This window comes from Coralloluteibacterium thermophilum (genome assembly GCF_042654365.1).
Lineage (GTDB): Bacteria > Pseudomonadota > Gammaproteobacteria > Xanthomonadales > Xanthomonadaceae > Coralloluteibacterium > Coralloluteibacterium thermophilum.
This window is the reverse complement of record NZ_JBHSGG010000031.1, coordinates 25,765-47,316: the sequence shown is the minus strand read 5'-3', so window position 1 is coordinate 47,316 and position 21,552 is coordinate 25,765. Positions and strand designations below refer to the sequence as shown.

General features: G+C 73.0%; 25 protein-coding genes, 1 tRNA gene and 1 riboswitch. Of the genes, 4 read left to right on the top strand and 22 right to left on the bottom strand.

Features of this window, described 5'->3' with window-relative positions:
• Positions 1-54: 54 nt before the first annotated feature.
• A tRNA-Leu gene (locus ACFO3Q_RS11355) sits at positions 55-141 on the top strand.
• A 318-nt stretch (positions 142-459) separates the two neighbouring features.
• Here ACFO3Q_RS11355 and ACFO3Q_RS11350 read toward each other — a convergent pair.
• From ACFO3Q_RS11350 to rlmE, 13 genes are all read right to left on the bottom strand, one after another.
• Positions 460-1,026 carry a manganese efflux pump MntP gene (locus tag ACFO3Q_RS11350; protein WP_377004815.1) on the bottom strand — a complete coding sequence of 189 codons (567 nt, stop codon included), beginning with the start codon at positions 1,024-1,026 and terminating at the stop codon, positions 460-462.
• 12 nt (positions 1,027-1,038) lie between these two features.
• A riboswitch (yybP-ykoY riboswitch) is annotated at positions 1,039-1,217 on the bottom strand.
• A 34-nt stretch (positions 1,218-1,251) separates the two neighbouring features.
• Positions 1,252-3,075, bottom strand: a complete 1,824-nt coding sequence (locus ACFO3Q_RS11345; protein WP_377004813.1) for a M24 family metallopeptidase — start codon at positions 3,073-3,075, stop codon at positions 1,252-1,254.
• A 92-nt stretch (positions 3,076-3,167) separates the two neighbouring features.
• On the bottom strand, positions 3,168-4,460 hold the full coding sequence (locus ACFO3Q_RS11340; protein ID WP_377004811.1) for an adenylosuccinate synthase: 1,293 nt from the start codon (positions 4,458-4,460) through the stop codon (positions 3,168-3,170).
• A gap of 177 nt (positions 4,461-4,637) precedes the next feature.
• A complete protein-coding gene (locus ACFO3Q_RS11335) occupies positions 4,638-4,823 on the bottom strand; it encodes a DUF2065 domain-containing protein (RefSeq protein ID WP_377004809.1) in 186 nt (61 codons plus the stop codon).
• A 4-nt stretch (positions 4,824-4,827) separates the two neighbouring features.
• Positions 4,828-5,697 carry a protease modulator HflC gene (gene hflC / locus ACFO3Q_RS11330; protein WP_377004807.1) on the bottom strand — a complete coding sequence of 290 codons (870 nt, stop codon included), beginning with the start codon at positions 5,695-5,697 and terminating at the stop codon, positions 4,828-4,830.
• Between the two features lies 1 nt (position 5,698).
• The gene (gene hflK, locus ACFO3Q_RS11325) at positions 5,699-6,856 is read right to left on the bottom strand and encodes an FtsH protease activity modulator HflK (protein ID WP_377004805.1); all 1,158 of its coding nucleotides are present in this window, start codon (positions 6,854-6,856) and stop codon (positions 5,699-5,701) included.
• Positions 6,857-6,976: 120 nt separating this feature from the next.
• Entirely contained in the window at positions 6,977-8,284 is a 1,308-nt protein-coding gene (gene hflX / locus ACFO3Q_RS11320; protein WP_377004803.1) for a ribosome rescue GTPase HflX, read from the bottom strand.
• Positions 8,285-8,306: 22 nt separating this feature from the next.
• Complete coding sequence (hfq, locus tag ACFO3Q_RS11315) at positions 8,307-8,570, bottom strand: RNA chaperone Hfq (protein ID WP_377004801.1); 264 nt, start codon at positions 8,568-8,570, stop codon at positions 8,307-8,309.
• A 153-nt stretch (positions 8,571-8,723) separates the two neighbouring features.
• Positions 8,724-9,713 carry a tRNA (adenosine(37)-N6)-dimethylallyltransferase MiaA gene (gene miaA / locus ACFO3Q_RS11310; RefSeq protein ID WP_377004799.1) on the bottom strand — a complete coding sequence of 330 codons (990 nt, stop codon included), beginning with the start codon at positions 9,711-9,713 and terminating at the stop codon, positions 8,724-8,726.
• Positions 9,714-9,724: 11 nt separating this feature from the next.
• Positions 9,725-10,627: a dihydropteroate synthase gene (gene folP, locus ACFO3Q_RS11305; protein WP_377004797.1), complete on the bottom strand. Its 903-nt coding sequence runs from the start codon at positions 10,625-10,627 to the stop codon at positions 9,725-9,727.
• 73 nt (positions 10,628-10,700) lie between these two features.
• Positions 10,701-10,913 (bottom strand): hypothetical protein, encoded by a 213-nt coding sequence (locus tag ACFO3Q_RS11300; RefSeq protein WP_377004795.1) that lies wholly within the window; start codon positions 10,911-10,913, stop codon positions 10,701-10,703.
• A complete protein-coding gene (ftsH, locus tag ACFO3Q_RS11295) occupies positions 10,914-12,839 on the bottom strand; it encodes an ATP-dependent zinc metalloprotease FtsH (protein WP_377004794.1) in 1,926 nt (641 codons plus the stop codon).
• A 27-nt stretch (positions 12,840-12,866) separates the two neighbouring features.
• The gene (gene rlmE / locus ACFO3Q_RS11290) at positions 12,867-13,484 is read right to left on the bottom strand and encodes a 23S rRNA (uridine(2552)-2'-O)-methyltransferase RlmE (protein WP_377004793.1); all 618 of its coding nucleotides are present in this window, start codon (positions 13,482-13,484) and stop codon (positions 12,867-12,869) included.
• Between the two features lie 83 nt (positions 13,485-13,567).
• Between rlmE and yhbY the strand changes: the two genes are divergently transcribed.
• Positions 13,568-13,876, top strand: coding sequence for a ribosome assembly RNA-binding protein YhbY (gene yhbY, locus ACFO3Q_RS11285; protein WP_377004792.1), 309 nt, complete (start codon positions 13,568-13,570; stop codon positions 13,874-13,876).
• An 18-nt stretch (positions 13,877-13,894) separates the two neighbouring features.
• The gene (locus ACFO3Q_RS11280) at positions 13,895-14,272 is read left to right on the top strand and encodes an Mth938-like domain-containing protein (protein WP_377004791.1); all 378 of its coding nucleotides are present in this window, start codon (positions 13,895-13,897) and stop codon (positions 14,270-14,272) included.
• Between the two features lie 19 nt (positions 14,273-14,291).
• Here ACFO3Q_RS11280 and ACFO3Q_RS11275 read toward each other — a convergent pair whose 3' ends face one another.
• The 4 genes from ACFO3Q_RS11275 to surE all read right to left on the bottom strand — a co-directional run bounded on the left by ACFO3Q_RS11275 (position 14,292) and on the right by surE (position 17,758).
• On the bottom strand, positions 14,292-15,128 hold the full coding sequence (locus tag ACFO3Q_RS11275; protein WP_377004790.1) for a peptidoglycan DD-metalloendopeptidase family protein: 837 nt from the start codon (positions 15,126-15,128) through the stop codon (positions 14,292-14,294).
• Positions 15,129-15,268: 140 nt separating this feature from the next.
• A complete protein-coding gene (locus ACFO3Q_RS11270; protein ID WP_377004789.1) occupies positions 15,269-16,216 on the bottom strand; it encodes a DUF368 domain-containing protein in 948 nt (315 codons plus the stop codon).
• 70 nt (positions 16,217-16,286) lie between these two features.
• Complete coding sequence (locus tag ACFO3Q_RS11265) at positions 16,287-16,982, bottom strand: protein-L-isoaspartate(D-aspartate) O-methyltransferase (RefSeq protein WP_377004788.1); 696 nt, start codon at positions 16,980-16,982, stop codon at positions 16,287-16,289.
• Positions 16,979-17,758: a 5'/3'-nucleotidase SurE gene (surE, locus tag ACFO3Q_RS11260; protein ID WP_377004787.1), complete on the bottom strand. Its 780-nt coding sequence runs from the start codon at positions 17,756-17,758 to the stop codon at positions 16,979-16,981. The genes ACFO3Q_RS11265 and surE overlap by 4 nt, the downstream gene beginning before the upstream one ends.
• 163 nt (positions 17,759-17,921) lie before the next feature.
• On the opposite strand from surE, the gene ACFO3Q_RS11255 reads away from it, so the two are divergent.
• Complete coding sequence (locus ACFO3Q_RS11255) at positions 17,922-18,473, top strand: Smr/MutS family protein (RefSeq protein ID WP_377004786.1); 552 nt, start codon at positions 17,922-17,924, stop codon at positions 18,471-18,473.
• Positions 18,474-18,489: 16 nt separating this feature from the next.
• On the opposite strand, the gene ACFO3Q_RS11250 is transcribed toward ACFO3Q_RS11255, so the two are convergent.
• The 5 genes from ACFO3Q_RS11250 to ftsB form a co-directional block, all read right to left on the bottom strand.
• Positions 18,490-18,726, bottom strand: a complete 237-nt coding sequence (locus tag ACFO3Q_RS11250) for a hypothetical protein (RefSeq protein ID WP_377004785.1) — start codon at positions 18,724-18,726, stop codon at positions 18,490-18,492.
• Positions 18,727-18,860: 134 nt separating this feature from the next.
• Complete coding sequence (truD, locus tag ACFO3Q_RS11245) at positions 18,861-19,898, bottom strand: tRNA pseudouridine(13) synthase TruD (protein ID WP_377004784.1); 1,038 nt, start codon at positions 19,896-19,898, stop codon at positions 18,861-18,863.
• Positions 19,895-20,377 (bottom strand): 2-C-methyl-D-erythritol 2,4-cyclodiphosphate synthase, encoded by a 483-nt coding sequence (gene ispF / locus ACFO3Q_RS11240; protein WP_377004783.1) that lies wholly within the window; start codon positions 20,375-20,377, stop codon positions 19,895-19,897. Before ispF ends, truD begins: the two co-directional genes overlap by 4 nt.
• Positions 20,378-20,449: 72 nt before the next feature.
• Entirely contained in the window at positions 20,450-21,211 is a 762-nt protein-coding gene (gene ispD, locus ACFO3Q_RS11235; RefSeq protein ID WP_377004782.1) for a 2-C-methyl-D-erythritol 4-phosphate cytidylyltransferase, read from the bottom strand.
• A complete protein-coding gene (ftsB, locus tag ACFO3Q_RS11230; RefSeq protein ID WP_377004781.1) occupies positions 21,208-21,516 on the bottom strand; it encodes a cell division protein FtsB in 309 nt (102 codons plus the stop codon). Before ftsB ends, ispD begins: the two co-directional genes overlap by 4 nt.
• Between the last annotated feature and the right edge of the window lie 36 nt (positions 21,517-21,552).

Sequence of the window (21,552 nt, the reverse complement as noted above, 5' to 3'; positions counted from 1 at the left end):
ACAGGCCCGCGCACCAGGCGTAAATTGCGCGGCTCGCTCCGGCGAGAAGTCACTGCCCAGGTGGCGGAATTGGTAGACGCACTAGCTTCAGGTGCTAGCGTTCGCGAGAACGTGGAGGTTCGAGTCCTCTCCTGGGCACCAACATCGCATCGGGATCGGCAACGGTCCCGGCGCAGAACGAGAAACCCGCTCACCGAGCGGGTTTTTTGTTGCCTGCGCAAGGCGAAGGCGGAGCGGGCCTCAGGAGCAGGCGAGGCAGGCCGCGCCCGCGTCCCGCTCCTCTCGACCCGCTCCCCAGGCAGCGCGCTACGCGCGCTCACCCCCATCCCGGCCTTCCCCCGCAGGCGGGGGAAGGAGCCTGGGCAGCGGGAGGTGAGAGATGGAAAAGCGAGAAACGAGAGGAAGCGCGATCACCCGCACTCGTTTCCCGCTCCTCTCCACGCACTCCTCGAGCCAGCCCTACGCCGCGCCGCTGAGGTGCTCGTAGAGGATGAACGCGCCGATGCCGATGAGGACGATCCCGCCGATCACCTCCGCGCGGCGGCCGATCATCGCGCCGACCAGGCGGCCGAGCATGATGCCCAGGGTCACCATCAGCAGCGTTGTCGCCCCCACCGTCAGCGCCACCGGGAGGATGGGCACTTCGAGGAAGGCGAGGCTGGCGCCCACGGCCATGGCGTCGATGCTGGTGGCGAAGCCGGTCGCGGCGATCGCCCAGAATCCATGCCGCACCGGGCGCTCGACCAGGCCGTCGTCGCGCAGTCCCGCGTGGATCATGCGCGCGCCCAGCACGCCCAGCAGGCCGAACGCGATCCAGTGGTCGAAGGCGGTGATGTAGCTGGCCGCGGCAGCGCCGATGGCCCAGCCGATCACCGGCGTCACCGCCTCGATGCAGCCGAAGATGAGGCCGATGCGCAGGGCCTCGCGCCACCGCGGCCGCTGCAGCACGGCGCCCTTGCCGATCGCCGCGGCGAAGGCGTCGGTGGACATGGCGAGAGCGAGGAGCACGACCGAAACGGCGTTCATGCGGGCCAGCGGGGTCGGGCGGATGCGGCCACGACACGACGGTGCGCCCGACCCGCTGGCACCGGCATGTCGATGGTCTCGCCAACCTGGACTGGCTGCCCGTACCACGGTGCACGTCGTGCGCCGAGTGTGTTGATACGGGCGCTTCCGGGGGTGGAAGCAGGCTACTCCCCAAAGATGGCGCCTAGTGTAGCAGCGACGCGGGAGGGGCGCCGCCGCGACGGTTCAGCCCGCCGCGGCCAGCGGCTGCGTGCGCGCCTCCAGCCAGGCCAGCGCCGCGCCCTCCAGCAGGGGGGCGAGGGCATCGCGCACCCGAGCGTGGTAGGCGTCCAGCCAGGCCCGTTCGCCCGCATCCAGCCGGTCGAGGTCGATGCAGCGCAGGTCGATGGGGCACAGGGTGAGCGTCTCGAACTCCAGGAAGTCGCCGGACCCGCCGGGCACGTCCGCAGGCTGGTTCAGGACCAGGTTCTCGATGCGCACGCCCCAGCGTCCCGGGCGGTAGGTGCCGGGCTCGATGGAGGTGATCATGCCCGGCAGCATCGCCATCTGCGGCGAAGGCGCGGCCCGCCACGACAGCGCCTGCGGCGCCTCGTGCACGGCCAGGAAGTAGCCGACGCCGTGCCCGGTGCCATGGCCGTAGTCGATGCCGTCCGCCCACAGCGGCGCGCGGGCGATGGCGTCGAGCAGGGGCGCGGCGATGCCGGCCGGGAAGCGCGCGCGCGACAGCGCGATCAACCCCTTCAGCACGCGGGCGCAGTCGGCCTTCTGCTCCGGGCTCGGCGTCCCCACCGGCAGCATGCGCGTGACGTCGGTGGTGCCGCCCAGGTATTGGGCGCCGGAGTCCACCAGCAGCAGGCCGTCGCCTGCGATGCGCGCATGCGCCGCGGCGGTCGCGCGGTAGTGCGGCATGGCGCCGTTGCCGTTGAAGCCCGCAATGGTGGCGAAGCTGGGCGAGACGTAGCCGGGACGCGCCGCCCGCGCGGCCAGCAGGAGGGCGTCCACGTCGAGCTCCGTGAGCGCCTCGCCGGCGGCGAGACGCGCCTCGATGGCCGCGAAGGCCACGCACAGCGCAGCGCCGTCCTGGCGCATGGCCTCGCGCACGTGCGCGGCCTCGGCCTCGCTCTTGCGGGCCTTGAAGGCCACGCTGGGGTTCGGCGCGCGCACCTGCCGCACCGTGTCCGGCACGTCGGCGAGCACGCCGGCGGTCACGCGGTCGGGATCGACCAGCAGGACGTCCCCCGCCGGCAGGGTGCGCAGCGCGCCGCCGAGCGCGGCGTAGTCGGCCACCGTCACCCCGTCCGCGGCGAGCGCGTCGATGTACGCCGGCGCCAGCTTGCCGGCGCCCACGAACAGGCGCGCGCCCGCCTCGCCCACGAGCAGGTGCGCGAGGAAGACGGGATTGAAGGCGACGTCGCTGCCGCGGAGGTTGAGCAGCCAGGCGACGTCGTCGAGGCTCGACACCAGATGCCACTGCGCCGCGTGCCCGCGCATCGCCTCGCGCAGGCGCCCCAGCCGCGCGCCTCGCGGCTCGGTCGCCCACGGCGCCGCATGCTCGACCACGGGCGCGCCGGGCAGTCCGGGCCGCTCCGGCCATGCCGCGCCGGGGAGGTCCAGGTCCTCGCGCAGGCGGATGCCGCGCGGCGCGAGCAGCGCACGCAGGCGCTCGGCCACCGACAGCGCCAGCACGCTGCCGTCCACGGCCACCACGTCTCCCTCCCCCAGATTCGCGGCCAGCCAGTCCATGTACACCGGGCTGCGCGAGTCGGGCAGCTTCATCATGCTCACGCCGCTGCCGGCGAGCTCGGCTTCGGCCTGCTCCCAGTACCGGCTGTCGGTCCACATGCCGGCGAAGTCGTGGCCGACCACCAGGGTGCCGACGGAGCCGCTGAAGCCCGAGAACCAGCGGCGCGCCTGCCAGCGCTTCGGGAGGTACTCGGACAGGTGCGGGTCCGACGACGGGACCAGGCAGGCGGCGACACCGGCGGCGCGCATGGCGGCGCGGAGCGCGGCGAGACGGGGCGGGACCGGGTGTTCGGGCGTGGACGACATGGCGTTCCTCGCGGCTGCGGCGGCCTGCGCGGCGCCGGGCCGCAAACGACGAAGGCCGCATCGCTGCGGCCTTCGGGCGGGGGCTTCGCCGGTCAGGCGAAGGCGTCGCGCAGGATGATGTTGGAGTTGCGGTCGGGGCCGGTCGAGACCATGGCCAGCGGGCAGCCCACCAGTTCCTCGAGGGCGCGCAGGTAGGCGCGCGCCGCCGGCGGAAGCCTGTCCCACTCCGTGATGTCGTGGGTGGACTCGGTCCAGCCGGGGAACTCCAGGTACTCCGGCTCGCACTCGTCCCAGCCGGCCGCATCCAGCGGCGCGTACTCGGTGGTCTTGCCGCGGTACTTGTAGGCGATGCACATCTTCAGGCTCGGCAGGCCGTCGAGCACGTCGAGCTTGGTGACGCACAGGCCGGTGATGCCGTTGATCGCCACGGCGCGCTTGAGCGCGACGATGTCGATCCAGCCGCAGCGGCGCGGGCGCCCGGTGGTGGCGCCGAACTCCTGGCCGCGCTCGCGCAGCGCCTCGCCGAGCTCGTCGTGCAGCTCGGTCGGGAACGGGCCGCCGCCGACGCGGGTCGCGTAGGCCTTGGCGATGCCGAGCACGTAGTCGATGGCCTCCGGGCCCACGCCGGTGCCGGCGAGCGCGCCGCCGGTGGTGGTGTTGCTGGAGGTCACGTAGGGGTAGGTGCCGTGGTCGATGTCGAGCAGCGAGCCCTGCGCGCCCTCGAACAGGATGCGCTTGCCCTGCTTGCGCAGGTCGTGCAGCAGGCCGGCCACGTCGTGCTTCATCGGCTCCACGTACTCGCCGAAGGCGAGCGCGTCGTCGAGGGTCTGCTTCACGTCGATCGCGTCGACGCCCAGGTACTTGGTCAGCACGAAGTTGTGGTAGTCGAGCGCGCTCTCGAGCTTCTCCGCGAGCTGCTTGGGATAGGCCAGATCGGCCACGCGCACGCCGCGCCGGGCGACCTTGTCCTCGTAGGCGGGGCCGATGCCGCGTCCGGTGGTGCCGATGGCCTTGCCGCCGGCGGCCTTCTCGCGCGCCTGATCCAGGGCGATGTGGTACGGCATGATCAGCGGCGTGGCCGGGCTGATCTTCAGGCGCGAGCGCACCTCGATGCCCTGCCCCTCGAGCTCGGCGATCTCCTTCTGCAGGGCCGCGGGCGACAGCACCACCCCGTTGCCGATCAGGCACAGCACGCCCTCGCGCAGGATGCCCGAGGGAATCAGGTGCAGGATGGTCTTCTTGCCGCCGATGACCAGGGTGTGGCCGGCGTTGTGGCCGCCCTGGAAGCGGACCACCGCGCCCACCTGCTCGGTGAGGAGATCGACGATCTTGCCCTTGCCCTCGTCGCCCCACTGGGCGCCCAGGACCACCACTGACTGACCCACGGCCTTGCTCCTTGATGCGAAGTGCCTTCGGTGGCACCGGTGAGAGACCCTTGGCCGGAGCGGGCGCGCTTCGGCGCCGCCCACCCGCAGACAAGGAAAAAGCCGGGGGTGTCCCGGCTTTTGCGAATTATCCAAGAAAACCGCCGGCTGCGCAGCCGCGGCCGTTCAGCCGGCGGCTCAGCGCACCGCCTGGAGCAGCACCAGGCCGAGGCCGATGGCCAGCGCCCCCGCGACCCGCAGGGCCCGGTCCGGCATGCGCAGCATGCTGAACGCGGCCCGCTTCCAGGTGCGGGGGACCGCGAACAGCATCAGGCCCTCCAGCACCAGCACGAGGCAGAGCGCCGCCCAGAGGTTGGCGCCCATGCGGTCAGCGCGCCGGACCGGCCTGGTCGAAGTACCGCATCAGCTCGGAGTCCTTGTCGAGCACCAGGGTCGCACGGCCGTCCGCGAAGGCGTTCCGGTAAGCATCGAGGCTGCGGTAGAAGCTGTAGAACTCCGCATCCTGCCCGTAGGCCTGGGCGTAGGTCGCGGCCGCGCCGGCGTCGCCTTCACCGCGCAGGCGCTGGGCGTCGCGCTCGGCCTCCGCGAGGATCACCGCACGCTGGCGGTCCGCTTCGGACTGGATGGTCTGGCGGATCTCGTCGCCCTCGGCGCGCAGCTCGTTGGCCACCCGCAGGCGTTCGGCGCGCATGCGGCGGAACACGGACTCCAGCACGCCGCTGTCCTCGGGCAGGTCGATGCGCTTGATGCGCACGTCCACCACCTCGATGCCGAAGCCGGCGGCCGCCTGGTTGGCGACCTCGACGAAGCGCGCCGAGAGGTTGGTGCGCTCGCCGCCCACGACTTCCTGCAGGGTGCGCTGGTTGATCTCGTTGCGGATGGCCTGCTTCACGACCGGGTCCAGGCGCGCGATGGCGTTGGTCTCCAGGCCGCCCAGCGAGGTGTAGTAGCGCCGTGCCTCGGCGATGCGCCACTTCACGAAGAAGTCGACGTTGACGTCCTTCTTCTCGCTGGTCAGGTAACGCTCCGGCGCCGACTCCAGGGTCAGGATGCGGCGGTCGAAGGTGACCGGGGTCTGCACGATCGGCAGCTTGAAGTGCAGGCCGGGCGGCAGGTCGCTGCGGACCACGCGGCCGAGCTGGATGACCATGCCGGTCTGCGCTTCGTTGACGCGGAACACCGAGCCCAGCAGCAGCAGGACCACGAGCGCCGCGATGGCGATGACGATGGGTCTCATGTCAGCGGCCCTCCGGACGGGTGGCCCGCGTGGGGCGTTCGGTGTTGCGCTGCGCCGCTGCGGCGCGCTCGGCCTGCGCGGCCATGCCGGCGTTGGTCAGGTCGGGCGTCGCCGTCGAGGCCGCGGGCAGGCGGCTCAGGCCGCCCGGCGGCAGGCCGCCGCTCTCGGTCGGCAGGTAGAGCACGTTGCCGGTGTCGCCCGAGTAGACCTTGCGGTTGGCGGCCAGCACCTCCTGCATGGTGTCGAGGTAGAGGCGACGGCGGGTCACCTCCGGCGCCTGCCGGTACTCGGCCGCGAGCAGGGTGAAGCGCTCGGCGTCGCCCTCGGCGCGGGCGAGCACGGCGGCCTTGTAGCCCTCCGCCTCGGTGCGGATGCGGGCGGCGGCACCGCGCGCCTCCGGCACCACGGTGCTGGCATAGGCCTGCGCCTCGCTCTCGATGCGCTCCTTGTCCTCGCGCGCGCTGATCGCGTCGTCGAAGGCGTCGCGCACCTCCACCGGCGGACGCGCGTCCGGCATGGCGAAGGTCGAGACCAGGATGCCGGTGCGGTAGCTCTCCAGGGAGGCCTGCAGCAGCTCCTGCGCGCGCGCAGCGAGCGCCGCGCGCTCGCCGGTGAGCACGCCGTCCATGATGCTGCCGCCGATCACGTCGCGCACCGCCGCCTCGGCCGCGTGCCGGAGGGTCTCCTCCGGCGCGGCATCGCCGAACAGGAACAGCGTGGGATCCGCGACCGCGTACTGCACTTCGTAGTTGATCTGCACGATGTTCTCGTCGCGCGTGAGCATGCGCACCTGGTCGGAGACGCGGCGCACGCTGGTGACGTCCACCTTGTGCACCGTCTCGAACGGCATCGGCAGCTTGAAGTTCGGGCCGGGCTCCATCACCCGCGCGAACTTGCCGAAGCGCAGGACCACGCCGCGCTGGCGCTCGTTGATCAGCTGGAAGCTGTCGAACACCAGCCACACCGCCGCCAGCAGAAGGACCAGCCACAGGGGATTGAAGCCGTCGCCGCCGCGGGAACCGCGGCTGCCGCCGTCGTTGTTGCCGCGACCGCCGCCGAACACACCCTTCAGGCGGCCGACGAAGGCCTCGATCTCCGAGTTGGGGTCCTTCCCCTTCCAGGGATCTTTGCTGCCCTTTCCGGGCTCGTTCCAGGCCATGCAGGCTCCGTCGCAGGGCGGACGCCGAGGCCGTAGACCAGGGCGCGCCGCGGGGGAAATCGCTCGATTGTAGGTAGGGGGGGCGCCCGGCTCAAGCCGAACGGCCGGCGGCACGGGCGTTCAGTCGACGTCGTCGCGCGGCGGCAGCAGGGCCCGCAGCGGCGCGGCGTCCGGTTCGGCGGCGATGCGCTCGGCCACGGTCAGGGGCATGTCCAGGCGCATGCGCCACCCGTCCTCGCCCAGGGTCTCGGCGACCACGCCGCCCGCCGCATGCAGGCGCGCATGCAGGCGCCCGGCTTCGGGCGGCAGGTGCAGCTCGCCGCCGACGCGGCGCAGGCGGAAACGCGCGTCGAGCGTCTCGCGCAGCAGGTCGATGCCGTCGCCGCGCTGCGCCGACAGCCAGATGCGCTCGCGCCCGCCCGGCGCCTCGGGCTCGTGGCGCGCGTCGGCGCCCTCGATCCGGTCGATCTTGTTGAACAGCAGCAGCTGCGGGATCTCGCCCGCCCCGATCTCCTCGAGGACGGCGTCGACCTGGGCGATGCGCTCCTCGCGCAGCGGATCGGCGGCATCGACCAGATGCAGCAGCAGATCCGCCTCGCGCGCCTCGGACAGCGTGGAGCGGAACGCGGCGACCAGTTCGTGCGGCAGGTCGCGCACGAAGCCGACGGTGTCCGAAAGCACCAGGGTGCCGGCCCCCGGCAGCCGCAGGCGGCGCACGGTCGGGTCGAGGGTCGCGAACAGCTGGTCCTCGGCGTACACCGAAGCGCCGGTCAGGGCGTTGAACAGCGTGGACTTGCCGGCGTTGGTGTAGCCGACGAGCGCCACGCGCGGCAATGCGTTGCGCTCCCGGGCGCGGCGCATCTGCGCCTGCTGGACCTCGACCTTGCCGAGCCGCTTCTGCAGCATGTCCACCCGCTTCTGCAGCAGGCGCCGGTCGGTCTCGAGCTGCGTCTCGCCGGGGCCGCGCAGGCCGATGGAACCGCCGCGCTGGCGCTCGAGGTGGGTCCAGCCGCGCACCAGGCGGGTCGCCAGGTGCCGCAGCTGCGCCAGCTCCACCTGCAGCTTGCCCTCGTGGGAGCGCGCGCGCAGGGCGAAGATGTCGAGGATGAGCCCGGTGCGGTCGACCACGCGCCGCCCGAGCGCCTTTTCGAGGTTGCGCTCCTGCACCGGCGTGAGCGCATGGTCCACCAGCACCAGGTCGGCGCCGGTGGCGTCGGCGAGCATCTTCGCCTCCTCCACCTTGCCGCTGCCGATGAAGGTGGCGGGACTCGGGCGGTCGATCCGCGCACCCAGGCTCGCCACCACCTGCGCCCCGGCCGAGCGCGCGAGTTCGGCGAACTCCTGCTCGGCGTCCTCGTCGACCCCGCCACGGTGCGGGTGGATCAGCAGGGCGTTCTCGCCCCGCCGCGAACGTTCGAAAAGCTCCAAGAGGACCTGTTTCCCGCCTGCGTCAGGCCGCCGGCTCGGCGGCTTCGGAATCGGATGCCGCGGCCCCGGCCGGCCCCATGCGCACGTTGCGCGCCGGCACCACGGTGGAGATGGCGTGCTTGTAGACCATCTGGCTCACGGTATTGCGCAACAGCACCACGAACTGGTCGAAGGACTCGATGGTCCCCTGCAGCTTGATGCCGTTGACGAGGTAGATCGATACGGGGACCCGCTCACGACGCAATGCGTTGAGGAACGGGTCCTGGAGGGACTGACCCTTGGACATGCTTCACCTGCTCTTCTTTTGTGCGCGCAGCGAGCCGGCGCGCCATCGGCAGCTCGAACGTTCTCGCGCCGCTCGGGGGTGCGGCGCGGCCGGGGAGCCGCCGGCGCCAGCGACGCCGGCCGGGGTGGAGCGGGCTCCAGGCCGGCGACGATGTTACACAGCGCTCCGGTCTTGATCGAGTGAGGGCGCGGCCGCCCGCCGCCCGAGGAACAGCCGCAGCGCGGCCTCGAGCTCGTCCCGCTGGTGCTGCGGATCGAGCCAGCGCGCCGCCGGATCCCCGCGCAGCCAGGTCAGCTGGCGCTTGGCGAGCTGCCGGGTCGCGGCGATCGCCTCGCTCCTGAACGCCGCGGCGTCGGTCGCGCCATCGAGATGGCGCCAGGCCTGCCGGTAGCCGACCGCGCGCATCGCAGGCAGGTCCGGGTGCAGGCGCGGATCGGCGCGCAGCCGGCGGACCTCGTCGAGGAAGCCCTGCTCCAGCATCTGGTCGAAACGCCGCGCGATCCGTGCGTGCAGGACCGCCCGGTCCGACGGCGCCAGCACCAGGCGCAGGACGCGGAAGGGAAAGCGGCGCCGCGTCGCCCCCTCTGCCTGCCAGGCGCTCAGCGGCCGCCCGCTGACCCGCCAGACCTCCAGCGCCCGGGCGATGCGCTGCGGATCGCTGGGCCGGATGCGCGCGGCGGAGACCGGGTCGACCCCGGCGAGATCGGCGTGGAGCGCCGCCCAGCCGCGCCGCGCGCCCTCCTCCCCGATGGCTGCACGCACCTCCGGCACCGATTCGGGCATCTCGGCAAGGCCGTCGAGCAGGGCACGGAAGTACAGGCCGGTCCCGCCGACCAGGAGCGGCACGCGGCCCTCGGCCGCCAGAGCCTGCATCTCGGCGAGGGCATCGGCCGCGAACTCGCCGGCGTTGTAGGTCTCGTACGGGTCGCGGATGTCGATCAGGCGGTGCGGCGCCAGCGCCTGGGTCGCCGCGTCGGGCTTGGCCGCGCCGATGTCGAGGCCGCGGTAGACCAGGGCCGAATCGACGCTGACGATCTCGGTGCCGAGCCGCTGCGCCCACTCGACCGCCAGCGCGGTCTTGCCGGAGGCGGTCGGCCCCATCAGCGCGATCGCCAGCGGCCGCGCGTCCCCGTCGCCTGCCATCCGCGCGGCGCTCACTCGTCGTCGGGCCAGCGCGGCAGGGCCGGCGCGGCCGGACGCTCCGCCGCGGCGGGCTGTTCGAGACAGGCCTGCAGTACCTTCAGCGCGTCCACGGTCGCGGCGACGTCGTGCACCCGTACGATCGCCGCGCCGTTCTGCGCCGCCAGCACCGCGCCGGCCACCGAGCCGTGGACGCGCTCCGCGGCGACCGCGCGGCTGGTGACGGTGCCGATCATCGACTTGCGCGACAGGCCCGCGAGCACCGGCACGCCGAGCTCGGCGATGCGTCCGAGCTGGCGCAGCAGCAGGTAGTTGTGCGCCACCGTCTTGCCGAAGCCGAAGCCGGGATCGACCAGGATGCGCGCCCGGGGAATGCCGGCCATCTCGGCGGCGAAGATGCGGTCGGCGAGGAAGCGATGGACCTCGCCGACCACGTCGTCGTAGGCCGGCGCGTCCTGCATCGAGCGCGGCTCGCCGAGCATGTGCATGAGCACCACCGGAACGCCCGCGGCCGCCGCGGCGTCGAGCGCGCCCTCGCGGCGCAGCGCGTAAACGTCGTTGATCATGCCGGCGCCGGCGGCGACCGCCGCGCGCATGACCTCGGGCTTGGAGGTGTCCACGCTGACGGGCAGGCCGGTCTCGCGCGCCAGGCGCTCCACCACCGGGAGGACACGTGCGAGTTCCTCCTCGAGCGGAACCTCGCCGGCGCCGGGGCGGGTGGACTCCCCCCCGACGTCGAGGAGGTCCGCCCCCTCCTCCGCCAGGCGCAGCGCGTGCGCGACCGCGGCATCGGTGGTGGCGTGGGCGCCCCCGTCCGAGAAGGAGTCGGGCGTGACGTTGACGATGCCCATGACGCGCGGCCGGTCCAGCTTCAGGCGGCGGCCGCCGCAGTCGAGGGCCGGGGTGGTATCGAACATGCGGTGATCCCGGAGTCCATGAAAAAGGCCAGCGCATGCGCTGGCCTTCGCACATCGCGGCGATGGTGCCGCCTCAGCGCCGAGGGCGGAAGAGCGCGTGGACGCCGAAGCCCGCCAACAGCAGGGCACCGCACCACAGGCCGGTTGCGACCTGCACAGGCAGCGCGCCGAGCAGGACCCACACCATGGCCGTGCCCGCCAGGGCGCCGGCCGCGGCGAGGGCCCCGCCGCCGTAGCGGCGCCAGGCGGCGGGCGTGCCGTGGTGGCCGACGGCGCGTCCGTTCACTCAGAGCTGCTCCGCAGGCCCGCCGATCGCGCCGGGGGTGCTGCCGGCATCGTCGCCCTTGCGCGGCGGCTTGGCCTTCTGCTGCGCCTCCCAGCCGTCCGGCGGCGGCGGCGTCCGGCCTTCCATGATGGCGTCGATCTGCTTGGCGTCGATCGTCTCGTACTGCAGCAGCGCGTCGGCCATCACGTGCAGCTTGTCGATGTTGTCCTTGAGGATCTGCGTGGTGCGCTGGTAGGCCTTGTCGAGGATGCTGCGCACGACCTCGTCGATCTTGCGCGCCGTGTCGTCGGACACGCTCTTGTGCTGGGTGACCGAGCGGCCCAGGAACACCTCGTCGTCCTCCTCACCGTAGGCGATCGGGCCGAGCTCGTCCGACAGGCCCCACTTGGTGACCATGTTGCGCGCCATCTTGGTCGCGCGCTCGATGTCGTTGGACGCGCCGGTGGTGACCTTGTCCGGCCCGAAGATCAGCTCCTCGGCGATGCGGCCGCCGTAGAGCGAGCACAGCTGCGACTGGATCGCGACCTTGTTGTAGCTGTACTTGTCGCCCTCGGGCAGGTACATGGTCACGCCCAGCGCGCGGCCGCGCGGGATGATGGTGACCTTGTAGACCGGGTCGTGCTCGGGCACCAGGCGGCCAACGATGGCGTGGCCGGCCTCGTGGTAGGCGGTGAGCTTCTTCTCGTCGTCGCTCATCGCCATCGAGCGGCGCTCGGCGCCCATCAGGATCTTGTCGCGGGCGCGGTCGAAGTGGTCCATGCGCACGTCGCGCGCGTTCTCGCGCGCGGCGAACAGGGCCGCCTCGTTCACCAGGTTAGCGAGGTCGGCGCCGGAAAAGCCCGGCGTGCCGCGCGCGATCACCATCGGGTCCACGCCCTCGGCGAGCGGCACCTTGCGCATGTGCACCTTGAGGATCTGCTCGCGGCCCTTCACGTCGGGCAGGCCGACCACGACCTGGCGGTCGAAGCGACCCGGGCGCAGCAGCGCCGGGTCGAGCACGTCCGGACGGTTGGTCGCCGCGATGACGATCACGCCCTCGCCGCCCTCGAAGCCGTCCATCTCGACCAGCAACTGGTTGAGGGTCTGCTCGCGCTCGTCGTGCCCGCCGCCGAGACCGGCACCGCGATGCCGGCCGACCGCGTCGATCTCGTCGATGAAGATGATGCAGGGCGCGTGCTTCTTGGCCTGCTCGAACATGTCGCGCACGCGACTGGCGCCGACACCCACGAACATCTCGACGAAGTCGGAGCCCGAGATCGAGAAGAACGGCACCTTGGCCTCGCCGGCGATGGCGCGCGCCAGCAGCGTCTTGCCGGTGCCCGGGGGGCCGACCATCAGTACGCCGCGCGGGATCTTGCCGCCGAGCTTCTGGAACTTGGACGGATCGCGCAGGAACTCGACCAGCTCGCCGACCTCCTCCTTGGCCTCGTCGCAGCCAGCAACGTCGGCGAAGGTGACCTTCACCTGGTCCTCGCCCTGCATCTTGGCGCGCGACTTGCCGAAGCTCATCGCGCCGCGGCCCGCGCCGCCCTGCTGCATCTGCCTGAGGAAGTAGATGAAGATGCCGATGAAGATGACGTACGGCAGGATGTTGAGCAGGATGATGCCCAGCCCCGGCCCGTCCTTCGACGGCTCGCGGCTGACCGCGACCCCGTTGTTGATGAGGTCGTTGTACATCTGCTCGCGGTCGCCCAGCGGCGCCTGGGTCACCCCGGCCTCGCCGTTCTTGCGCTTGAACTCGATGGTGCTCTCGTTGGCGCTCACCCGCACCGACTCGATGCCGTTGCGCTGCACTTCCTGCAGGAAGGTCGAGTACGGAACCTCGCGCGTGCCGCCCGCGGTCGAGGGCGAGAAGCTGTTGAAGACCGCCAGCAGTACCACGGCGACGATCACCCAGAGCAGCAGGTTCTTGGCAAGGTCGTTCATCTGAATCCTGTCGGTTCGAGCCGGGCGTCAGCGCTTGCCCTGGGCCAGTGCATACACTTCGTTGGAGCGGCGCCGGGATGCCGCGGGCTTGCGGATCACGACGCGCGAGTAGCGGCGCTTCAGATCGAGCACGTAGGCGTCGAACCCCTCCCCCTGGAACAGCTTGGTGAGGAAGGCGCCGCCCGGGGCCAGGTGATCCTGCGCGAAGTCGCGCGCGAGCTCCGCAAGATACATGGCCCGCGGCTGATCCACTGCATCCACGCCGCTCATATTGGGGGCCATGTCGGAGAGCACAAGATCGACGGCGCGCCCGCCGAGGGCGGCGTCGAGCCTGGAAACTGCGTCGTCCGCCCTGAAATCACCGTGAATGAAGTCCACGCCGGCGAGGCCGGGCATCTCGAGGATGTCCATCGCCACCACGACGCCCCGGTCGCCCATCGCCTGGCGCACGTACTGCGACCAGCCGCCCGGCGCGGCGCCGAGGTCGACCACGGTCATGCCCGGCTTCAGCAGGCGGTCGCGCTCGATCAGTTCCTCCAGCTTGTAGGCGGCGCGCGAACGCAGCCCTTCCGCCTGCGCCTTCTTCACGAAGGGGTCGGAGAAGTGCTCCCTGAGCCAGCGGTGGCTGCTCTTGCTGCGTGCCATCGGGACGATCGAGTGAGGGTCGGGCCGGCGGGCATGATACCCTGACCGGCCCTCCCGACCGCCCCAGCGCGCCGCCGCCCTCCATGCCGTCCGCCCTCACCGCCGCCCAGAAACGCTACCTCCGCGGGCTGGCGCATCCGCTCAAGCCGCTGATCCAGGTCGGTGCCAAGGGCGTCACGCGCGCGCTGCTCGCCGAACTGGACCTCGTGCTCGAGCGCCACGAACTCATCAAGGTGAAGTTCGCCGCCGAGGACCGCGACACGCGCGACGCCTGGATCACGGAGCTGGTGGAAAACTCCGGCGCCGAACTGGTGCAGCGGATCGGCAACACCACCGTCATCTACCGGCGCGCGCAGGAAAACCCGCAGATCGTCCTGCCGAAGGCGCGCTGACAGCCGCAGGAGCCGCGCATGCAGCTCACGCTCGAACAACCCGACTCCAGCTTCGTCCTGCGCGGCACCGGCCCCGGACGCGTGCTGGTGAACCAGCGCACCCTGACCCGCAGCTTCATCGTCTCCGCCGACCGCCTGCTCGAGGACTGGCCGCCGGGCGCGCCCGCGGAACTCGAACCCGGACACATGGACGCCGCGCTCGACCTCGGCATCGAGGTGCTGGTGCTGGGCACCGGCGACCGCCTGCGCTTTCCGTCGCAGGCGGTCATGGCCGCCTGCCTGACGCGCGGCGTGGGCATCGAGGTGATGGACAACGCCGCCGCCGCGCGCACCTTCAACGTCCTGGTCGGCGAGGGCCGCCGGGCGGCCGCGGCCTTCCTCATCGAACGCGCCTGAGGCGCGGCCGCCCGCGCCCCTAGCGCGGGGGCAGCAGCGGCAGCGGATCCACCGGCCGTCCGTTGCGGCGGATCTCGAAGTGCAGCATGTCGCGGCTGGCGCCGGAGCGGCCCATCTCGGCGATCTGCTGCCCCGCCTTGATCGACTGCCCCTCCTCCACCAGGCGCCTGCGGTTGTGCCCGTACGCCGAGAGCCACTCGTCGGAGTGCTTGAGGATGATCAGCTCGCCGTAGCCCACCAGGCCGGCGCCGGAATACACCACCACGCCGTCGGCCGCGGCGAGGACGGGGTCACCCGCGTTGCCGGCGATGTCCAGGCCCTGCCGGGTCGGATCGCCCGCGGCGAAGCGGCCCACGATCTGCCCGTTCGCGGGCCAGCGCCAGCCGCTCGGCGAGACCGCGCCCGGCGCCACCGGGCGCGCCGGCGGCGGTGTCGCGGGCGCCGCGCCGGCCCCTGCCACGGGCACCGTGGCGGGCGGCGTCGAGGGCGCGGCGGTCGGCGAGGACGGCGGCGCCGACTGCGGGGGCTGCCTGCCGGCCGCGGGCGCGGACGTCCCGCCGGGGGCCGGCCGTGCCGCGACCGTCGGCGCGGGCGCCTGCGCGCCACCGAGACGCAGGCGCTGTCCCGGATAGATGGTGTAGGGCGCGGAGATGCCGTTGCGGGCCGCGAGGTCGCGGTAGTCCATGCCGTTGCGGAAGGCGATGCCGTAGAGCGTGTCGCCCCGCTGCACCACGTACTCCCCGCGCGCCGGCGCGGTCGCGCTGCGCGGCGTCGTTGCGGGACCGGAGTCCGGCACGCTCCGGACCACCACGGAGCGGCCGCAGCCGGCCGCGGCCAGCACGGCGACGAGGACCATCCAAACCCTGCCAGTACGCATTCCACCCCCTCGTTGACGCGCCGGAACCGGCTCCGGCCTTCCTGCCGCCTTCAGGCTAAAGCCGGTTTCGACGACTGCATGTGAACCGCCCCGCGGTGGGCGGCCGGCCGCGGCGCAGGTCACCGGCCGGCTCCCGCGGCCGCCTCCGCCGCATGGCGACGGCCGAGCCAGTCCACCCAGAGCACAAGGAGCACCGCGACGACCGCCAGCGCCAGCGCCAGCGCGACCTGCGGATCCTGCCCCGTGACCTCGGCGAAGCGGCCGGGCAGGAGGTTCTCCTGCACCAGCGGAGAGCGCTCGCCGCGGCTGTCGGTCTGCCAGGTCAGGGTGTGCTTCCACGGCCAGACCTTGCCGAGCGAGCCCAGCACCAGCCCGGTGAGGAAGGCCATGGTGAGGTTGCGCCAGGCGCTGAGCAGCCAGCTCAGCAGGCGCGCGAAGCTCAGCAGGCCGAGCGCGCAGCCCGCGGCGAAGACCGCCAGGATGGGGATGTCGAGCGTCCGCACCGCCAGCAGGACGGCCGGATACAGCCCGAGCAGGACGAGGATGAAGCTGCCCGAGATGCCCGGCAGGATCATGGCGCAGATCGCGATCGCGCCGCCCAGGAACAGGACGAGCGGAGACGCGGGCAGCTGGAGCGGCACAGCCAGGGCGATCCACGCCGCGAGGGCGAAGCCGGCGAGGAAGGCGACGACGGTCCCCGCCCGCCAGGCCCCGACCTCCCGTCCCACCAGATGGACCGAGACCGCGACGAGCCCGAGGAAGAACGACCACAGCGGCACCGGATGGGCCTCCATCAGCCAGCCGATCAGGCGGGCGAGCGTGAAGACGCTGGTCAGGATGCCGGCGAGCACCAGCGCAAGGAAGCCGGCGTCGCAGGCCGCCCAGGCTTCGCGCAGACGGCCCCGTGCCGCCGCCGCCAGCGCGCGCGGCGCCTGCGCGAAGGCGCCGAGCAGGCGGTCGTAGATGCCGATGATGAGCGCCATGGTGCCGCCGGACACGCCGGGCACCACGTCCACGGCGCCCATCGCCATGCCCTTGAGATAGGTCAGCAGGAAACCGCGGTTCATCGGTGGGATCCGTCGGGAAGTGGGAGTCGGCGACGCTGACGCCGCGCGCCGGGGATGCCGCGCGGGGCGCTCACGCGCTCACGGTGCCGGCGAGCAGGGGGACGAACACGACCGTCCCCAACGAGACCTGCTCGATGCGGTCGCCCTGCCGTCGCAAGCGCAGCAGTTGTTGCCCGCCCGCACCGCCGACCGGCGCCACGAGGGTGCCGCCGTCGCCGAGCTGCGCGAGCAGTTGCGGGTCGATCATGGCGCCGGCGGCGGTCACGATGATGGCGTCGAAGGGCGCGTGCTCGCTCCAGCCGATGCGGCCGTCGTCGTGGCGCGTGCGCACCTCCAGGCCGAGCTTGCGCAGGCGCCGCCGCGCCTGGCGCAGCAGCTCGTCGATGCGCTCGACGCTGTAGACCTCGATGCCCAGCGCCGCCAGCACCGCCGCCTGATAGCCGGAGCCGGTGCCGACCTCGAGCACCCGGCGCGGCACGTCCTGCCCCACCGGCGGCGCCTCGAGCAGGGCCTCGGTCATGCGCGCCACCACCCAGGGCTGGGAGATGGTCTGGCCGTTGCCGATGGGCAGGGCCGTGTCCTCGTAGGCCCGGCTGGCCAGCGCCTCGTCGATGAACAGGTGCCGCGGCACCGTCCCCATCGCGACGAGCACGCGCTCGTCGCGGATCCCCGCCTCGCGCAGGCGCTCGATGAGCCTGTCGCGGGCACGCTGCGAGGTCATGCCGAGGCCGCGGGCCTCGGGGCGGCTGTTGAAACGGGACATCATGCGCGCTGACCGATCTCCTGGCTCAGGCCGTCGACCCAGCTCGCGACCTTCTCCAGCGCCTGGTAGCGCGTGAGGTCGACGTGGATCGGCGTGATCGAGATGTGCCCGGTCCGCACCGCGTGGAAGTCGGTGCCGGGACCGGCGTCCTGCTCCTTGCCCGCGGGTCCGATCCACCAGACCTGGCGGCCGCGCGGATCCTCCTGCGGCACGCAGGGCTCGGAGCGGTGGCGGTTGCCCAGCCGGGTCACCTCGAAGCCGGCCAGCTCTTCCCACGGGAGGTTGGGCACGTTGACGTTGAGGATGGTGTTGGCGGGCAGGGGATCGAGCGCGAGGCGCTCGATGATCTCCTCGGCGGCGCGCGCGGCCGTGGCGAAGTGGCGGGCCTCGCCGCCCGTCCAGGCCAGCGACACCGCGACCGCCGGCAGGCCGAGGAAGCGCCCTTCCATCGCCGCAGCGACGGTCCCCGAGTAGATGACGTCGTCGCCCATGTTGGCGACGTTGTTGACGCCGGAGACGACGATGTCGGGCTCCAGTTCCAGCAGCCCGGTCAGCGCCAGGTGGACGCAGTCGGTCGGCGTGCCGGCGACCGCGTGCACGTCCTCGCCGAGCGCGCGCACGCGGATCGGCAGGTCGAGCGTCAGGGAATTGCTCGCCCCGGAGCGGTCGCGGTCCGGCGCGACGATGGTCACCGCGTGGCCGGCCGCGCGCAGCCCCTCCGCCAGCGCGCGGATGCCGGGTGCGTCGACGCCGTCGTCGTTGCTGACAAGTACGCGCATCGTGGTTCCAGCGGAAAGCGCGCAATGATACCGGATGCTCCTGCCCGCCCGGCGTCGTGGCCGCCGGTTGCCTGGGCCGGGCGCGCGCCGCAGTATCGGCGGCCCACGCACTCCTCCCGGCGCGCACGACGCGCTCCGGACGCGACGCCCCGCCGCCCCGAGCATGGCCCACCGCCGCCGACCGCCCCCGCCGCCTCCCGTCGACCCGGACGACGCCGCGCTGTTCCGCGAGGCCATCGGCGAGGTGCGCCGCATCGAGGCGCCGGCGACGCAGCCGCGCCCGCGGCCCGCGCCGCGACCGGTCAAGCGCACGGAGGACGAGTACGAGGCGCTGCGCGCCCTGCGCGAGACGCCGCTGGCCTCGTTCGACGCCGCCGAGGCGCTGGCGTGGCGGCGCGACGACGTGCCCGCCGCGACGCTCAAGCGGCTGCGCCGCGGCGAGTTCGCGGTGCAGGGCGAGCTCGACCTGCACCGGGCTGACGCGGTGCAGGCGGAACGCCTGCTGCGCGAGTTCCTGCACGCCGCGCGCGGACACCGCGCACGCTGCGTGCTGGTGATCCACGGCAAGGGCCTGCGCTCGGAAGACGGCGTGCCGGTGCTCAAGGCCCTGGTCGACCGCCTGCTGCAGCGCCGCGACGACGTCCTGGCCTACGCCTCGCCCCCGCCGGCGCTCGGCGGCACCGGCGCCGTGCTGGTCCTGCTGCGGCCGAAGTAGGACCGGCCGCCCCGGCTCAGTCGACCGAGGCGACCGCGCGCGACGGACGCGGCGGCGGATTGACCCACTGCACCTTGATGCCGCGCCGCGCGGCGAGCGCCTCGACGCGGCCCATGTAGGCGGCGTCGTGGAAACCCGATGCGGTGGACGGAGGGACGGGAACCGGCGGCGGGCCGGCGGTCGTGGCGCAGGCGGACAGCCCGGCCGCGGCGAGCCCGGCGAGCACGCATCCCGGGACACGGGAGACGGACATGGCGGAGACTCCTCGACGACGCGTCGATGCGACCACCGCACCGGCGCTGGGCCGACTCTACGCCGGGACGCGCGCCGCGCAACGTGCCGCACGGCAACCGCCGACGAACGGCGGCGTCCGCACGCTCCCCGGCCTCAGCCGGGGCGCATGCAGTCGCGCACCTCTCCGAGCTGGGCGAGCACGGTCGTGGCGTAGGCGCCGGGCGCCAGCCGCAGGTCGATGCGGAGACCGTCGTCGCCCTCCCACCGCCAGGCGAGCGCATCGACACGGACCCGGAGCGCGCGCCGCTCCTGCTTCAGGCCCGCCGCCTCCAGCCCGGCCCGCAGGGCGAGGGCGTCCGGATCGCCGAGAAGCCCCTCTTCCAGCGCGCGGCTGTCGGCGCCGCTGCGCACCGCCCCGCGGCCCCACAGCGGCCCGGTGGGATGGATGTCCTGCGCCGCGACGCGCGGCGCGAGTTCCGGGCCGGGATCCTGCGGGCCGAAGACGCTGTTGCTGCCCTCGAGCATCCAGACCTCGCCCGGCAGGCCGCCGCTCCAGCTGCCGTCGGCCACCCGCTGCGCGAGGATGCGGTTGAACAGCGCCGAGCGCGCCGCGGAGAGCAGGATCCCGCGCTGCTCGCGGCGCACCCGCTCGCCGCCGAACATCCGCAGCGCCGCCTCGACGTTGTCCCCGCCGCGGCCGAAGCGCTGCTCGCCGAAGGCGTTGGGGACGCCCGCGGCGGCGATGGCGCGGAGCCGCGCCTCGATGGCGGCACGCTCGCCGACGACCTCGCGCAGCAGCAGGGAGAACCGGTTCCCGGCGAGCGCCCCGCGCGGCAGCTTGCGGGCGTGCCAGTGCGCCTCGACCACGCGCAGGTCGTCGCTCTCCAGCGCGGCCAGGTCGGGCGCCACGCGCTTCGGCAGGTGCACGCTGATGCGCTGGCGGGTGACGGCGTGGCGATCCTTCAGGCCCGCGTAGCCGATGGCCACCTCGCCCACCCCGGCCCAGGCCGCGATGCGCTTCGCGGCGTAGGCGGTGGTCATGCCGCGCTTCTCGACCGTCAGCAGCAGGTGCTCGCCCTGCCCCGCCGGCGCGAAGGCGTCGATTTCCTCGACCCTGAAGTCCTCCTGCTCGCGGCGGATCGCCGCGCGCAGCACGCTCTCCCCGAACGCCGCCGGTACGCCGACGCTCATGCGGCGACCAGCAGCGCAACGGCCATCGCGGCGATGCCCTCGCCGCGACCGGTGAAGCCCATGCGCTCGCTGGTCGTGGCCTTGACGCTGACCGCGTCCACCGCGACGCCGAGGTCCTCGGCGATGCAGGCGCGCATGGCCTCGGCGTGCGGCCCCACCTTGGGCCGCTCGCAGACCACGGTGACGTCGCAGTTGCCGACGGCGTAGCCGCGTTCGGCGACCAGGGCGCGGCAGTGCCGCAGCAGCACGCGGCTGTCGGCGCCCTTCCAGCGCGCGTCCGAGGGCGGGAAGTGCACGCCGATGTCGCCCAGGGCCAGCGCGCCCAGCAGCGCGTCGCAGAGGGCGTGCAGCACCACGTCGCCGTCCGAGTGCGCGACCACGCCCTGCACGTGCGGCACCCGCACCCCGCCGAGCATCACGTGGTCGCCCTCGCCGAACGCGTGGACGTCGTAGCCCTGGCCGATGCGGATGGGGGGCATTGGGGTCTCCGGTTGAAGCGGGAAGAGGGAAAGGTGAAGCGGGAATCGGGACCTGGGGCGATGGCCCGCCGGTCAGGACGAGGCCTCGAACGGAGGAAGCGGATGGGACGCGGGCACGACCTGCAGGTCCCCATTCCCGCTTCCCGGTTCCCGGCTCCGCCCCAGCACGAACTCCGCGAACGCCAGGTCCGCCGGCGTCGTGACCTTGATGTTGTCCTCGGCGCCCTCGACCAGCAGTGGGGCGAGGCCGAGGCGCTCCATGGCCATGGCCTCGTCGGTGACGGCGACGCCGGCGCGCACCGCCGCCTGGAGCGCGCGGGTCAGGCCGCCGCGGCGGAACAGCTGCGGGGTGAACGCGCGCCAGAGACCGTCGCGCGGCGCGGTCGCGGCGACGCCGCCGCGGGCGTCGGCGCGCTTGAGCGTGTCGCGCACCGGCGCGGCGAGCAGGCCGCCCACGGCGTGCCGGCGGCCGAGTTCGAGCAGGCGGTCGATGTCGGCCACGCGCACGCAGGGCCGCGCCGCGTCGTGGACGAGGACGGGGTCGTCCTCGATGACGGAATCCGGCAGCGCCTGCAGCCCCGCGAGGACCGAGTCGGCGCGCTCGTCGCCGCCCCAGCAGGTGAAGACGGGCTTGCCGGCGACCTCGCGCAGGCCCGGCCAGTACGCGTCGTCGGGAGCCAGCACCACCATCGCGGCATGCACCCGCGGATGCGCCAGCACCCGCGCGAGCGTGCACTCGATCACGCTGCGCCCGGCGAGCGGGGCGTACTGCTTGGGCCGTTCGCCGCCGAACCGCCTGCCGCGGCCGGCGGCCGGCACCACCACCCAGGTCACGGCCGCCGCCCCTCGTCGCGGGCCGGGTGCTGCGGCTCGACCACGCGGTAGAAGACCTCGCCCGGCTTGATCATGCCCAGCTCCGAGCGGGCGCGTTCCTCGATCGCGTCATCGCCGGTCTTGAGGTCGTCGACCTCGGCCGCGAGCGCGTCGTTGCGCAGCTTGAGCCTGGCGTTCTCGTCGCGCTGCTGGGCGACCGCGGCCTCCAGCGCCTCGACCTGCCGCCAGCTGCCGTCGCCCGCCCACAGCTTGACCTGCAGAAGCACCAGCAGCGCGACCAGCACGAGCGCGATCAGGCGGAACATGGAGGGGACGGCGGACCCGGATCAAGGCGCAGGAGC

What these genes read in the sequence shown, in the direction of transcription:
- ACFO3Q_RS11350 (WP_377004815.1), bottom strand. Translation starts at nt 1,026, where the DNA reads ATGAACGCCGTTTCGGTCGTGCTCCTCGCTCTCGCCATGTCCACCGAC.
- ACFO3Q_RS11345 (WP_377004813.1), bottom strand. Translation starts at nt 3,075, where the DNA reads ATGTCGTCCACGCCCGAACACCCGGTCCCGCCCCGTCTCGCCGCGCTC.
- ACFO3Q_RS11335 (WP_377004809.1), bottom strand. Translation starts at nt 4,823, where the DNA reads ATGGGCGCCAACCTCTGGGCGGCGCTCTGCCTCGTGCTGGTGCTGGAG.
- hflC (WP_377004807.1), bottom strand. Translation starts at nt 5,697, where the DNA reads ATGAGACCCATCGTCATCGCCATCGCGGCGCTCGTGGTCCTGCTGCTG.
- hflK (WP_377004805.1), bottom strand. Translation starts at nt 6,856, where the DNA reads ATGGCCTGGAACGAGCCCGGAAAGGGCAGCAAAGATCCCTGGAAGGGG.
- hfq (WP_377004801.1), bottom strand. Translation starts at nt 8,570, where the DNA reads ATGTCCAAGGGTCAGTCCCTCCAGGACCCGTTCCTCAACGCATTGCGT.
- miaA (WP_377004799.1), bottom strand. Translation starts at nt 9,713, where the DNA reads ATGGCAGGCGACGGGGACGCGCGGCCGCTGGCGATCGCGCTGATGGGG.
- folP (WP_377004797.1), bottom strand. Translation starts at nt 10,627, where the DNA reads ATGTTCGATACCACCCCGGCCCTCGACTGCGGCGGCCGCCGCCTGAAG.
- ftsH (WP_377004794.1), bottom strand. Translation starts at nt 12,839, where the DNA reads ATGAACGACCTTGCCAAGAACCTGCTGCTCTGGGTGATCGTCGCCGTG.
- rlmE (WP_377004793.1), bottom strand. Translation starts at nt 13,484, where the DNA reads ATGGCACGCAGCAAGAGCAGCCACCGCTGGCTCAGGGAGCACTTCTCC.
- yhbY (WP_377004792.1), top strand. Translation starts at nt 13,568, where the DNA reads ATGCCGTCCGCCCTCACCGCCGCCCAGAAACGCTACCTCCGCGGGCTG.
- ACFO3Q_RS11280 (WP_377004791.1), top strand. Translation starts at nt 13,895, where the DNA reads ATGCAGCTCACGCTCGAACAACCCGACTCCAGCTTCGTCCTGCGCGGC.
- ACFO3Q_RS11275 (WP_377004790.1), bottom strand. Translation starts at nt 15,128, where the DNA reads ATGGTCCTCGTCGCCGTGCTGGCCGCGGCCGGCTGCGGCCGCTCCGTG.
- ACFO3Q_RS11270 (WP_377004789.1), bottom strand. Translation starts at nt 16,216, where the DNA reads ATGAACCGCGGTTTCCTGCTGACCTATCTCAAGGGCATGGCGATGGGC.
- ACFO3Q_RS11265 (WP_377004788.1), bottom strand. Translation starts at nt 16,982, where the DNA reads ATGATGTCCCGTTTCAACAGCCGCCCCGAGGCCCGCGGCCTCGGCATG.
- surE (WP_377004787.1), bottom strand. Translation starts at nt 17,758, where the DNA reads ATGCGCGTACTTGTCAGCAACGACGACGGCGTCGACGCACCCGGCATC.
- ACFO3Q_RS11255 (WP_377004786.1), top strand. Translation starts at nt 17,922, where the DNA reads ATGGCCCACCGCCGCCGACCGCCCCCGCCGCCTCCCGTCGACCCGGAC.
- ACFO3Q_RS11250 (WP_377004785.1), bottom strand. Translation starts at nt 18,726, where the DNA reads ATGTCCGTCTCCCGTGTCCCGGGATGCGTGCTCGCCGGGCTCGCCGCG.
- truD (WP_377004784.1), bottom strand. Translation starts at nt 19,898, where the DNA reads ATGAGCGTCGGCGTACCGGCGGCGTTCGGGGAGAGCGTGCTGCGCGCG.
- ispF (WP_377004783.1), bottom strand. Translation starts at nt 20,377, where the DNA reads ATGCCCCCCATCCGCATCGGCCAGGGCTACGACGTCCACGCGTTCGGC.
- ftsB (WP_377004781.1), bottom strand. Translation starts at nt 21,516, where the DNA reads ATGTTCCGCCTGATCGCGCTCGTGCTGGTCGCGCTGCTGGTGCTTCTG.